This window comes from Mesorhizobium sp. M0060, from assembly GCF_040323155.1.
Lineage (GTDB): Bacteria > Pseudomonadota > Alphaproteobacteria > Rhizobiales > Rhizobiaceae > Mesorhizobium.
The window spans coordinates 289,694-302,292 of sequence record NZ_JAMYUP010000001.1; the positions used below are offsets into that span (position 1 = coordinate 289,694).

Here is a 12,599-nt window from a genome sequence, read left to right on the forward strand (position 1 = left end):
CAATGGAATTTATCTGAACTGTGTCCCGTGCCAAGGGCGGCACGGGACGGTTCGGTCATGGGCTCGGGAGGAGCCGGTTACATTTTGCCGTCGTCCTGGAACACCTCGGTCCAGTCCTTGACCAGGCCGTCGAGCGCGTCCTTGGCCGAGCCCTGGCCGGCAACGACATAGTCGTGGAAGCGCTTCTGCGATGCCTGCAACAGCGGGGCATAGCTTGGCTCGGCCCAGAAGTCCTTCACGATGGCCATAGAGTCGAGGAAGGTCTGCGCGTAGGGCTGGCTGGCCGGGAAGCCCGGGTCCTTGACGACTGCATTCAGGCAGGAATAGCCGCCGAGCGACCACCATTTGGACTGCACGTCCTTGTTGGCGAACCATTTGATGTATTTGAGCGCGGCTTCCTGCTTGTCGGAATAGGAGACCACCGAGATGCCCTGGCCGCCGAGCTGGGCGAACTGGTCGCCGTCCGGACCCTTGGGATTGACGAAGTAGCCGATCTTGTCGCCGCCGACATTCTCGTCCTTCTGCAAGCCTGGCCAGGTGAAGGCGAAGTTCATATGCATCGCCACCTGGCCGGATTTGAAGGCATCGACGCCTTCACCCATGTAGCTGTTCGAAGCGCCCGGAGGGGTGCAGCAATCATAGAGCGCCTTGTAGAACTCCAGCCCCTTCACCGATTTCTCGGAGTTGACGAAGCCTTCCATCTCGTAGGGCCTTTTCGGGTTCTCGTACTGGAAGCCGAAGCTGTAGAGCACGTCCATGGCGCCCATGGTGATGCCTTCGGAGCCCCGCTCGGTATAGATCGAGGCGCCATAGACGGTCTTGCCGTCGATCTCGCGCTTCTGGAAGAATTCGGCAATCTGCTTCAGCTGGTCGAAGGTCGTCGGCGGGCCGAGATCCCAACCGTATTTCTCTTTGAATTCCTTCTGTAGCTCAGGCTTGGAGAACCAGTCCTTGCGATAGGTCCAGCCGACGACGTCGCCCATGGCCGGCAGCGCCCAGTAATTCGGCGAATTCTTCGGCCATTCCGAGTAGCCGACGACGGTCGCCGGCACGAAATCGTCCATGCTGATCTTCTCCTTGTCGAAGAAGTCGTTCAGCTTGACGTAGTGGCCGTTCTCGGCAGCGCCGCCGATCCACTGGCTGTCGCCGATGATCAGGTCGCACAGCTTGCCGTGCGAGTTCAGCTCGTTGAGAAAGCGGTCGGCATAGTTGGTCCACGGCACGAACTCGAACTTCATGCCGATGCCGGTCTCCTTGGTGAAGTCCTTGGACAATTCCACAAGCGCGTTGGCCGGGTCCCAGGCTGCCCAGCAAAGCGTCAGATCTTCTGCCTGCGCGACGTTCGAAACGGCTGTCGACGCAAAGAGTGTCGAGGCCAGTCCCAACGCCAGTTTCAAGGTCGATTTCATGCCTTCCTCCCATTTGCGAAACGCGTCCGGATGACGGTTTCAAGAGCCCGCTAACCCCTCCTCGGGGGCCCAAACACAACGGCGGGGCAACGCGCCGGATGTTTAGTAATTTGTTTAGTGATGCAATTTTTACTAAACAAGGCAAGCGAATTCGTCGCTGCACCGCAGCATGGCGCGTCGGCTCCGGGCGCTGGTTCAGGAAAGGCGGCTTCTGTCAGGTTGTTTGGCACGCGGGGTGCCGGCTCATTTGACCATCTTGTCGCTGACCGTCACCGGACGGATCACCGGGGGCGGCGGCAGCAGGGCGCGGATGTCGGCGAAGGGGAAAACCGGCTCGAAGCGGAAGGCCTCGGCGAAGGCGCCGGACGCACCGTTGCACTGGCCCGCGCGAAAGGCGTTCTGTGTGCGTGCCGTGTCGACGAAACGTTCGGGGTCCTGCGACTGGTGCGCCCGGATCGCTTCCGCCTTGAGATCGAAATGCCGGGAGATGTCGACGTAATGCGTCGGCAAAAACCCGGTGCCGCCGAGCGTGTCGGCATGCAGTACCGGGACCGAAAATGACGCAGCGATGCGCAAGCCGTCCGACAGCGTGCGGTGGTCGCCATGATAGTCATTTGGCGCGTGGGTGATCGCCAGATCCGGCCCTATGTCGCCGATCAGCGCCTTCAGCGCCCCGATTAGCGCGGCATCCGCCACCAGCGCGCCGTCCGGAAAGTCGAGGAAACGCGGCGTCACGCCAAGCAGACCGGCCGCCGCAGTCGCCTCCTTGCGGCGCGTGCGGGCCAGCGCAGCCGGATCGCCATAGCCGCCCCTGGCGCCGTCGGTGGCTATGGCAAAAAAGAGCTTTGCGCCTTGCGCGACATAGGCGGCCATCGTACCGAACATGAAGATCTCGATGTCGTCCGGATGCGCGCCAAGCGCCAATATCTTCACTCTCATCTCTCCCGGAAATGGAAAAACGTGCCCAACGGAATTCTGCTCGCCCTCATCGCATATGCAAGCTATTCGTGCAGCGACGCCGTTGTCAAAAGCCTGGGCGGGCAGTTCAACGTCTTCGAGATCGGCTTCTTCTCGACATTGTTTGCCGGCTGCTTTCTGCTCTTTGCCAGGCCGACTGGAGAGCGCTGGCGTGATTTCTGGCGGACCAACCGGCCCTGGGCGGTGCAGGCCCGCGCCTTGGCCGGCATCGCATCGGGCGTGCTCAGCGTCTACGCCTTCACCACCATCCCGCTGGCGGAAGTCTATGCGCTGATCTTCCTGGCGCCACTGTTCGTCACCATTCTGGCCACGCTGGTCCTCAAGGAGAAGGTCGGCCCATGGCGGTGGCTGGCGGTGGTCGCCGGCTTTGCCGGCGTCATGCTGGTTGTCAGGCCGGGGTTTCGCGAATTGCATCTCGGTCATCTGGCTGCGTTCATCATCGCCTTCCTGGCCGCCGCCAATGTCATCCTGATGCGTTCGCTCGCCGCGCAGGAGAAGCGCACGACGATGCTCGGCGTGCTGATCGGCTACGGCCTGCTCTTCAACGGCGTCGGTGCGGCGGCTACCGCGTTCTCGCTGCCGGATGGAAGGCAATGGGCTTGGCTGGTGCTGGCCGGCGCGTTTACCGCCGGCGGCCAGCTGCTGCATCTCCTGGCGGTCAAATACGCACCGGCCAACCGCATCGCGCCGACGCATTATTCGCAGATCGTCTGGGCGGTGGTCCTGGGCGCCGTGTTCTTCAGGGAATATCCCGATTTTCTGTCGCTGGTCGGGCTCGCCGTGGTCGGCGGTTCCGGCCTGCTGACGATGGTGCGCGAGGAGGTGCGGCTTGGTACGGTGCGCTGGAACCCTTTTTCGCGGACCCGGCTTTGAGCTGGCGCCAACGTTGCGGGGCGACCAGCACCGCTGATATGCGATCGCTGCCACCTGGTACACATCCTAGGACAATGACCACAAAACCTTTGCCGGACCTGCCGGTCTCCACTGTCCTGCCGGCCCTCAAAGAAGTGCTCGGACAAGGCAACAGCGCCGTGCTGGTGGCGCCGCCCGGCGCCGGCAAGACGACGCTGGTTCCGCTGGCGCTGCTCGACGCTGGATGGCTCGGCGCTGGAAAGATCATCCTGCTTGAGCCGCGCCGGCTCGCCGCTCGCGCTGCCGCCCGCCGTATGGCCGAGCTCATCGGCGAGGAGCCGGGCGGAACGGTCGGCTATGCCATGCGCATGGAAAACCGCGCTTCTGCCAAGACCAGGGTCCTCGTCGTCACCGAAGGCGTGTTGTCTCGCATGATCCTTGACGACCCCGAACTGCCCGGTGTCTCGGCGGTACTGTTCGACGAGTTCCACGAGCGGTCGCTCGATGGCGATTTCGGGCTGGCGCTGGCACTCGACGTGCAGGGTGCGCTGAGGCCCGACCTCAGGCTGCTGGTCATGTCGGCGACGCTCGACGGCGCGCGTGTCGCAAGATTGCTTTCCGGCGCGCCGGTGATCGAGAGCGCAGGCCGCGCCTTCCCGGTCGACATTCGCTATGACGAGCGACCGGCCGGCATCGCCATCGAGGATGCCATGGCCAAGGCGATCCGCTCGGCGCTTGCCGGGGAGGAAGGCAGCGTGCTTGCCTTCCTGCCCGGCCAGCGCGAGATCGAGCGCACTGCCGAGCGGCTGGCCGGCAAGGTCAATGCCGACACCGACATCGTGCCGCTCTACGGCATGCTCGACAACAAGACGCAGGACGCGGCGATCAAGCCTGCGCCGCCCGGCCGCCGCAAGGTGGTGCTGGCGACGTCGATCGCCGAAACCTCCATCACCATCGACGGCGTGCGTGTGGTCATCGATTCCGGCCTGTCGCGGCTGCCGCGCTACGAGCCGGCCAGCGGCCTGACGCGGCTGGAGACGGTGCGTGCTTCCCGCGATTCCGCCGACCAGCGCGCCGGCCGTGCCGGGCGCACGCAGCCGGGTGTCGCCATCCGGCTATGGCGAGCCGAGCAGACGGCGGCACTTCCAGCCTTCACGCCGCCGGAAATCCTCGAAGCCGATCTTTCCGGCCTGTCGCTCGATTGCGCGGCTTTCGGCGTTGCCGACCCGACGAGCCTGTCTTTCCTAGACCCACCGCCGGCCCCGGCGCTCAACGAGGCAAGGGCGCTGCTGCGCGCGCTCGATGCCGTCGATGCGGCAGGGCGCCTGACGGAGCAAGGTGCCGCGATGCGCAGGCTGGCTCTGCCGGTGCGGCTCGCCCACATGGTCGCCGAGGCTACAAGGACCGGCCAGGCGCTCGAGGCGGCGATGCTCGCCGTGCTATTGACCGAGCGCGGCCTTGGTGGCGACGGCGCCGACCTCGAACGACGGCTGATGCGCTTTCGCGCCGAAAGATCGCCGCGCGCCACCGCCGCCCGGCAGCTTGCCGAGCGATTGCCAAAGCAGGTTTCACCCTTTCCCTCGAGTGGAGGGTCGGCGAGCGAGCCGACGCGAGGGAGACGGGTCGCCGATGGCGTCCCCGACCCGACCCGACGCCGCTCCGCTTCGCGGATCGACGTGCCGGCGCGAGCCACGGGTCTCGTCCGTCCTTCGGACCCCCTCAAGGGGGAGGGTAGCGTCGGCGCTCTCCTCATCCATGCCTGGCCGGATCGCGTTGCCAGGGCGCGCGGCGAGCGCGGCCGCTTCGTGCTTGCCAATGGCTCGGGCGCCATGCTCGACGCCGCCGATCCGCTGGCAGGCGAAACCTGGCTCGTCGTCGCCGACCTGCAGGGCAAGGCGCAGAACGCCCGCATCACCGCGGCGGCGGCAATCGACGAGGCCGATATTCGATCCGCGCTCGCGGAAAAGATCGAGACCCGCCGCGACGTAAGCTTCGACCGCGACAGGCGTGCGGTGCGGGTGCGCGAAACGGTTCGTCTTGGCGCCATCACGCTGTCCGAACGCATGCTGCCGGCCCCGAGCGGTGCCGACGCGGATCGCGCCATTCTCGACGCCTTGCGCGAACACGGGTTGTCGCTGTTGCCGTGGAGCAGGGAAGCGGAGACATTGCGGCAGCGGCTCGGCTGGCTGCATCGCGGCCTCGGCGCGCCATGGCCCGATGTCTCCGATGCCGCGCTCATCGAGCGCCTCGACGACTGGCTGCTGCCGTTCCTTTCCGGCGCGGCGTCGTTTGCGGCGATCGATCCCGGCGTGCTTTCAGCTGGCCTGATGACGCTGGTGCCGCACGAATTGCAGCGCAAGATAGACACATTCGCGCCGACCCATTTCGACGCGCCGTCGGGCAGTCGGTTGCCGATCCGCTATGACGGCGAATGGCCGGTGCTGGCGATCCGCGTCCAGGAGCTGTTCGGCCTCGACCGGCATCCCGCGATCGCCAACGGCAAGGTGCCGCTGACGCTCGAACTGCTGTCGCCGGCGCACCGGCCGATCCAGACGACGCGCGACCTGCCCGGCTTCTGGCGCGGCTCCTGGGCCGATGTGCGGGCCGACATGCGCGGCCGCTATCCCAAGCATGTCTGGCCGGAGAACCCGCTTCTCGCCACCGCCACCCGCCGCGCCAAGCCACGTGGTACCTGATGCTTCCCAGACCATGATCCCAAACCGAAGGTCCGCGTCAGCGGAAAGTGGTCCCGGTTTTCGGAAAAGACCTCCGGCGGTTTCCGCTCTATAATCCGGCCATGATAAACATTCTGCACGCGCCCGACTTCCAGCAAAGCCAGCGGCTGCGCCTCAACACGCTGATCAGGCTGCGCTGGCTTGCCATCGTCGGCCAGAGCCTGACCGTCCTTGTTGTCGCCTATGGGCTAAAATTCCCGCTGCCGGTCAGCATATGTTTTGCGCTGATCGCCTGTTCGGCCTGGATGAACCTGTTGCTGACCTTCCGCTATCCGGCGGCGCATCGGCTTACCCCGTTCTCGGCCTTTGCCATCCTGACCTTCGACAGCCTGCAGCTTGCCGGCCTGCTCTACATGACCGGCGGCCTCACCAATCCGTTCTCACTGCTGATGACGGTGCCCGTCGTCATCTCGGCGACATCGCTGCCGCTGCGGCTGACCGCCATCCTCGGCGCGCTTGTCATGGTGGCGGCGACGCTGCTGGTCTTCCACCACCTGCCGCTGCCCTGGCATGAGGACGCGCCGCTGGCGATGCCGTTCATCTATGTCGCAGGCATGTGGATGGCGGTGTTCTGTTCCATTGCCTTCACCGCGATCTATGCCTTCCGGGTGGCCGAGGAAGCGCGCCTGCTCGCCAACGCGCTCGCCGCCACCGAACTGGTGCTGCAGCGCGAGCAGCATCTCTCGGCCCTCGACGGTCTCGCAGCGGCCGCCGCGCACGAGCTCGGCACGCCGCTCGCCACCATCACGCTTGTCGCCAAGGAGATGGAGAAGGCGCTCGGCGCCGATCCCAAATACGGCGAGGACGTGAAGCTGCTGCGCTCGCAGAGCGAACGCTGCCGTGAAATCCTGAAGCGCCTGACCAGCCTGTCCTCCGAGAGCGAGGCACATCTCTCGCGCTTGCCGCTGACCTCGTTGGTCGAGGAAGTGACGGCCCCGCACCGCGACTTCGGCATCTCGATCAAGCTTCGGCCTGGCCAGCGCATCGGTCCCGAACCGGTGGGGCGGCGCAATCCCGGCGTCATCTACGGCCTCGGCAATCTGGTCGAGAACGCCGTCGACTTCGCCCGCAAGAGCGTTACGGTGGGCTGGAGCTGGAGCGAGGCCGCTGTAAGCTTCTCGATCATCGATGACGGGCCGGGCTTTCCGCCGGAAATCATCGACCGCATCGGCGAGCCCTATATGTCGACGCGCCAGGGCACCGAAGCCGGCGGCGGTCTCGGCCTCGGGCTTTTCATCGCCAAGACCTTGCTCGAGCGCTCCGGCGCTACGCTCGATTTTCGCAATTCGAGCGAGCCGGGCGAGGGGGCTATCGTTCAGATATCGTGGCCGCGCAGCGTCTTTCTCAACCCCGAATCGGCTTCGGCCAGCATGTTCGATACTGCGTAAATTGGACAATAGCGTCGCGAAACTATATCTGCGTAAAAATCAGGCAGCAGGATTGTCAGCACGATGAGTAGCGATGAAACGATTGGCGCAATGGTCGAAGGCGATGACACCTCGCTGCTGATCGTCGACGACGACAAGCCGTTCCTGACGCGGCTTGCCCGCGCCATGGAAACCAGGGGTTTTGTGGTCGAGACGGCGGAGAGTGTCGAGGAGGCGGTTGCCAAGGCGCGCGCCAATCCGCCGGCCTATGCGGTGGTCGACATGCGGCTCGCCGACGGCAACGGCCTCGACGTCGTTGCCGCCATTCGCGAGAAGCGCGACGACGCCCGCGCCATCATCCTCACCGGCTACGGCAACATCGCCACCGCGGTGACGGCGGTAAAGCTCGGCGCCATCGACTATCTGTCGAAGCCGGCTGATGCCGACGATATTTTTGCTGCCCTGACCCGCACGGCGGGCGAACGCGCAGCGCCGCCCGAAAATCCGATGTCGGCCGACCGGGTGCGCTGGGAGCACATCCAGCGCGTCTACGAAATGTGCGACCGCAATGTCTCGGAAACCGCACGCCGCCTGAACATGCATCGCCGCACGCTGCAACGCATTCTCGCCAAGCGCGCGCCGCGTTAAAGGGTCCGACAACAGACTTGCCCCGCTGTCGGTGTTTGCGCATCATCGCGCAATGACGCCGGCCCTGCCGGCCGCAGGACGGAGACAACATGCAGGACGAAAAGCGGCGGGTCTCCATGCTTCGCGAATTCCTCGACAGCGAGGCGGCCGGCGGCCTCATCCTGATGGCGGCAGCGGCACTTGCCCTGATCGTCGCCAATTCGCCTTTCGCCGAGGCTTATTTCTCCGCCCTTCACGCCTATCTCGGACCGCTCAGCGTCTCGCACTGGATCAATGACGGCCTGATGGCGGTGTTCTTCCTGCTGGTCGGCCTCGAGATCAAGCGTGAGATGCTCGACGGCCAGCTCTCCACCTGGCCGCGCCGCGTGCTGCCCGGCATCGCCGCCGCCGGCGGCATGGCGGTTCCGGCACTGGTCTATGTCGCCATCAACCGCAACAATCCGGCCGCTCTGTCCGGCTGGGCGATCCCGACCGCCACCGATATCGCCTTTGCGCTCGGCGTGCTGTCGCTGCTCGGCAGCCGCGTGCCGGGCTCGCTGAAGATATTCCTCACCGCGCTCGCCATCATCGACGATCTCGGCGCCGTGCTCATCATCGCGGTGTTCTATACCAGCGGGCTGTCGCTCGCCTATCTCGGCGCCGCCTTCGCCGTCATCGCGCTGCTGGTGGTGCTCAACCGCATGCGGGTGCTGACGCTGCTGCCCTATATCGTGCTCGGCGTCGTCCTGTGGGTGCTGGTGCTGAAATCCGGGGTCCACGCCACGCTCGCCGGCGTCGCGCTGGCCCTCACCATACCGCTGAAGATCTCGCCGGGCAGCGGCCACGATCTCGACCATTCGCCGCTGCACCGGCTCGAACACGGCCTGCACAAAATCGTACCCTTTTTCGTCATCCCGATCTTCGGTTTTGCCAATGCCGGCGTTTCGCTCAGCGGTCTCAGCGCTGCCGCCCTGGTCGAGCCGCTGACGCTCGGCGTCGCCGCGGGTCTCGTCGCCGGCAAGCTGGTCGGCGTGTTCGGGTCTTCCGCGCTCGCCATCCGGCTCGGCTTTGCCGATCTGCCGGTCAATGCCGGCTGGCTGCACATGATCGGCATTTCGCTGCTCTGCGGCATCGGCTTCACCATGAGCCTGTTCATCGGCCTGCTCGCCTTCGCCAGCGACGTCGCTCTGCAGGATGCGGTCAAGGTCGGCATCCTCGCCGGCTCTTTCATTGCCGCGATCCTCGGCGCCGCTGTGCTTCTGATCGCGCCGGCGGCGGGTGAGGAGGCGGAGGAGCCGCAAGAATAGTCGCGCCGCCCCTTCCTGCCCTTCAGGCCGCCTTCTCCCGCGTCCGGGTCCTACCCGTGCGCAACCATGACGTGGCGGACGGCGGTATAGTCCTCCAGCGCGTAGAGCGACATGTCCTTGCCGTAGCCGGACTGTTTCAATCCGCCATGCGGCATCTCATTGGTCAGCATGAAATGGGTGTTGATCCAGGTGCAGCCATATTGCAGGCGGGCCGCCGTCGCCATGGCGCGCGAAACGTCCTTGGTCCACACCGATGACGCCAGGCCGTAGTCGCTGTCATTGGCCCAGTTCACGGCCTCGTCGACTTCGGAGAAGCGGGTGACCGAGACCACCGGACCGAACACTTCGCGGCGCACAATCTCGTCTTCCTGCAGCGCACCGGCGACGACGGTCGGCTGATAGAAGAAGCCGGAGCCCTCGCCCGGCTTGCCACCGGTGGTGATCTCGATGTGCTTGAGCTCCGAGGCGCGCTCGACGAAGCTCGAGACGCGGTCGCGCTGGCGGCGCGAGATCAGCGGCCCGATCTCGTTCTCGGTATCGTCGGGACGATTATACTTGATGGTCGAGACGGCAGAGGAGAGGTCGGCGACGAGCTTGTCGTAGATCTTCTTGCCGGCATAGATGCGGCAGGCGGCGGTGCAGTCCTGGCCGGCATTGTAGTAGCCGAAGGCGCGCAGGCCGTTGACCACCGCGCCGAGATCGGCGTCGTCGAAGACGATGACCGGCGCCTTGCCGCCGAGCTCGAGATGGGTGCGCTTGACCGACTTGGCGGCGGCCTGCAGCACCTTCTTGCCGGTGGCGACATCGCCGGTGATCGAGATCATGTTGACCTTCGGATGGTTTATCAGCGTGTTGCCGACGCTGTCGCCGCGGCCGAGCACGACATTGACGACGCCTTCCGGCAGGATCTCGGCAAGGATTTTAGCCAGCTTCAGCGCCGTCAGCGGCGTCTGCTCCGACGGCTTGAAGACGACGGTGTTGCCGCCGGCGATGGCCGGCGCCAGCTTCCACGCCATCATCATCAGCGGATAGTTCCACGGCGCGATGGAAGCGACGATGCCGATGGCATCACGCCGGACCATCGAGGTGTGGCCGGGCAGATATTCGCCGGCGACCACACCTGGCATCGAGCGGACCGCTCCGGCAAAGAAGCGGTAGCAGTCGACGATCGCCGGGGTCTCGTCATTGAGCACGGCATTGATCGGCTTGCCGCAGTTCAGCGCCTCGAGGTCGGCGAAATCCTTCGCGTCAGCCTCGATACGATCGGCGATCTTCAGGAGATAGCCGGCGCGCTGCGCCGGCGTGGTGCGCGACCAGGTGACGAAGGCTTTTTCGGCCGCAAGCACCGCCGCCTCGATCTGCGCCGGGCTGGCTTCGGGCAGGTTGAGAATGGTCGCCCCGGTCTTGGGATTGAGGATCGGTTCCTCGGTCTCGGTGCCCCTTTCGAACTTCGAGCCGATCAGCATCTGCGTGTCCATGGAAGTCTCTCCCTTATGAACGTGTGAGGTCATTTGCCCGAACCGGCGATCTGGTCGCCGTCGCGGGTCAGATAATAGGCAGCGAGGATGGGAAGCAGCGTCACCAGCACGACGACCATCGCCACGACATTGGTGACTGGACGCTGACGCGGGCGGATCAATTCCTCCAGCATCCAGATCGGCACCGTCTGCTGCTGGCCGGCGGTGAAGGTGGTGACGATAACCTCATCGAAGGACAGGGCGAAGGCAAGCATGCCGCCGGCCAGCAGCGCCGTGGCGATGTTGGGCAGCACGACGTGCCGGAAGGTCTGGAAACCGTCGGCGCCGAGATCCATCGACGCCTCGATCATCGAGCCGGAAGTGCGGCGGAAACGGGCGACGGCGTTGTTGTAGACGACGACCACGCAGAAAGTGGCGTGGCCGAGCACGATCGTCCAGAACGAGAACGGGATCTCGGCGAGCGCGAAAGCCGAGCGCAGCGCAATGCCGGTGATGATGCCGGGCAGCGCAATCGGCAGGATGACCAGTAGCGAGATGGTTTCGCGGCCGAAGAATTTTGTGCGGGACACGGCGGCGGCGCAGAGCGTGCCGAGGACCAGCGCGATAGTAGTCGAGATGGCGGCGACCCGGACCGAGAGCGACAGCGCCTGCCAGACGTCGGGCCGGTTCCAGGTGACGGCGAACCATTGCGTCGTCAGGCCCGGCGGCGGCCAGACGAAACTCTTCTCCTCAGTGGTGAAGGCGTAGACGAAGATCAGCAGGATCGGCAGGTGCAGGAACAGCAGGCCAGCCGTGGCGGCGATCTTCAGGCCGAGCGGAGCCGACTGGCCGCGGTCAGAGCGCATCGAAGGCCCCAATGCGCTTGGCGCCCCAGAGATAGAAGCCCATGATCACGATGGGCACCACCGTGAAGGCGGCGGCGAGCGGGATGTTGCCGGCGGTGCCTTGCTGCGAATAGACGGCCTGGCCGATGAACAGCCGCGACGTGCCGATGATCTGCGGGATGATGTAGTCGCCGAGCGTCAGCGAGAAGGTAAAGATCGAGCCGGCAACGATGCCCGGCAGCGCCAGCGGAAACAGCACGTTGCGGAAGGTCTGGCCGGGCGAGGCTCCCAAATCGGACGAGGCTTCGACCAGGTTGCCCGGCACACGCTCGAGTGCTGCCTGCACCGGCAGGATCATGAAGGGCAGCCAGACATAGACGAAGACGATGAAGGTGCCGGTTGACGACACCGACAGCGAATTGCCGCCGACGACCGGCAGCGACAGCCAGGCCTCGAGCAGCCACAGAAGATGCAGCTTGGCGAGCAGCCAGGTCAGGATGCCTTCCTTGGCGAGGATCAGCTTCCAGGCATAGATCTTGACAAGGTAGCTCGACCACAGCGGCAGCATGACGCCGAGATAAAACAGCGCCTTCCAGCGGCCGCGCGCATAGCGCGCCGCGTAATAGGCGATGGGAAAGGCGATGATCGCCGAGGCGAGCGTGACCAGCGCCGCCATCGTCACAGTGCGCAGGATGATGTCGAGATTGGCGGCCTGCAACAGGTCGCCATAGCTCTTCAGCGTGAACTCCCGGTTGATCAAGCCGGAGAATTCGTCGATCGAGAAGAAGCTCTGCAGCAACAGCGCGAATAGCGAGCCGATATAGACGATGCCGAGCCACAGAACCGGCGGCAGCAGCATCAGGAGCAGCAGCAGCTTCGGCTTGCGCCAAAAAATATCCGACAGCGCGCCGCGCATGCCGCCGCTTCCCGGCAAGATGGCGGGCGTGTGATTGGAGTTGAGCGCGGCGATGGTCACGACACTGCTCTGTCTTGGCGGAGGGCATATGAGAGGCCGCGATCCT

Annotated in this window: 10 protein-coding genes; 5 read left to right on the forward strand and 5 right to left on the reverse strand. The window is 65.0% G+C overall.

Annotated features, from left to right (window positions below; genetic code table 11):
- Positions 1–77 precede the first annotated feature (77 nt).
- Together NKJ94_RS01360 and NKJ94_RS01365 are read right to left on the reverse strand one after the other, a co-directional pair.
- On the reverse strand, positions 78–1,409 hold the full coding sequence (locus tag NKJ94_RS01360) for an ABC transporter substrate-binding protein (RefSeq protein WP_352522596.1): 1,332 nt from the start codon (positions 1,407–1,409) through the stop codon (positions 78–80).
- Positions 1,410–1,652: 243 nt separating this feature from the next.
- The gene (locus NKJ94_RS01365) at positions 1,653–2,342 is read right to left on the reverse strand and encodes a PIG-L deacetylase family protein (RefSeq protein ID WP_352522597.1); all 690 of its coding nucleotides are present in this window, start codon (positions 2,340–2,342) and stop codon (positions 1,653–1,655) included.
- A 27-nt stretch (positions 2,343–2,369) separates the two neighbouring features.
- Between NKJ94_RS01365 and NKJ94_RS01370 the strand changes: the two genes are divergently transcribed.
- The 5 genes from NKJ94_RS01370 to nhaA all read left to right on the forward strand — a co-directional run bounded on the left by NKJ94_RS01370 (position 2,370) and on the right by nhaA (position 9,275).
- Entirely contained in the window at positions 2,370–3,260 is an 891-nt protein-coding gene (locus NKJ94_RS01370; RefSeq protein ID WP_352522598.1) for a DMT family transporter, read from the forward strand.
- Between the two features lie 74 nt (positions 3,261–3,334).
- Entirely contained in the window at positions 3,335–5,935 is a 2,601-nt protein-coding gene (gene hrpB, locus NKJ94_RS01375) for an ATP-dependent helicase HrpB (RefSeq protein WP_352522599.1), read from the forward strand.
- A gap of 101 nt (positions 5,936–6,036) precedes the next feature.
- A complete protein-coding gene (locus tag NKJ94_RS01380) occupies positions 6,037–7,362 on the forward strand; it encodes an ActS/PrrB/RegB family redox-sensitive histidine kinase (RefSeq protein ID WP_352522600.1) in 1,326 nt (441 codons plus the stop codon).
- 63 nt (positions 7,363–7,425) lie between these two features.
- Entirely contained in the window at positions 7,426–7,989 is a 564-nt protein-coding gene (locus tag NKJ94_RS01385; RefSeq protein WP_352522601.1) for an ActR/PrrA/RegA family redox response regulator transcription factor, read from the forward strand.
- An 89-nt stretch (positions 7,990–8,078) separates the two neighbouring features.
- A complete protein-coding gene (nhaA, locus tag NKJ94_RS01390; RefSeq protein WP_352522602.1) occupies positions 8,079–9,275 on the forward strand; it encodes a Na+/H+ antiporter NhaA in 1,197 nt (398 codons plus the stop codon).
- Positions 9,276–9,325: 50 nt separating this feature from the next.
- Here the strand turns inward: nhaA and NKJ94_RS01395 are convergent, their stop codons facing one another.
- Genes NKJ94_RS01395 through NKJ94_RS01405 form a run of 3 tightly spaced genes read right to left on the reverse strand, consistent with a single transcriptional unit; the run spans position 9,326 to position 12,493 of the window.
- Positions 9,326–10,753, reverse strand: coding sequence for a gamma-aminobutyraldehyde dehydrogenase (locus NKJ94_RS01395; protein WP_352522603.1), 1,428 nt, complete (start codon positions 10,751–10,753; stop codon positions 9,326–9,328).
- Between the two features lie 29 nt (positions 10,754–10,782).
- Entirely contained in the window at positions 10,783–11,598 is an 816-nt protein-coding gene (locus NKJ94_RS01400) for an ABC transporter permease (RefSeq protein ID WP_352522604.1), read from the reverse strand.
- The gene (locus NKJ94_RS01405) at positions 11,588–12,493 is read right to left on the reverse strand and encodes an ABC transporter permease (RefSeq protein ID WP_352522771.1); all 906 of its coding nucleotides are present in this window, start codon (positions 12,491–12,493) and stop codon (positions 11,588–11,590) included. Before NKJ94_RS01405 ends, NKJ94_RS01400 begins: the two co-directional genes overlap by 11 nt.
- Positions 12,494–12,599: the final 106 nt, after the last annotated feature.

Coding starts and splice junctions, on each gene's coding strand:
- NKJ94_RS01360 (WP_352522596.1), bottom strand. CDS start 1,409: ATGAAATCGACCTTGAAACTGGCGTTGGGACTGGCCTCGACACTCTTT.
- hrpB (WP_352522599.1), top strand. CDS start 3,335: ATGACCACAAAACCTTTGCCGGACCTGCCGGTCTCCACTGTCCTGCCG.
- NKJ94_RS01380 (WP_352522600.1), top strand. CDS start 6,037: ATGATAAACATTCTGCACGCGCCCGACTTCCAGCAAAGCCAGCGGCTG.
- NKJ94_RS01385 (WP_352522601.1), top strand. CDS start 7,426: ATGAGTAGCGATGAAACGATTGGCGCAATGGTCGAAGGCGATGACACC.
- nhaA (WP_352522602.1), top strand. CDS start 8,079: ATGCAGGACGAAAAGCGGCGGGTCTCCATGCTTCGCGAATTCCTCGAC.
- NKJ94_RS01395 (WP_352522603.1), bottom strand. CDS start 10,753: ATGGACACGCAGATGCTGATCGGCTCGAAGTTCGAAAGGGGCACCGAG.
- NKJ94_RS01400 (WP_352522604.1), bottom strand. CDS start 11,598: ATGCGCTCTGACCGCGGCCAGTCGGCTCCGCTCGGCCTGAAGATCGCC.
- NKJ94_RS01405 (WP_352522771.1), bottom strand. CDS start 12,493: ATGCGCGGCGCGCTGTCGGATATTTTTTGGCGCAAGCCGAAGCTGCTG.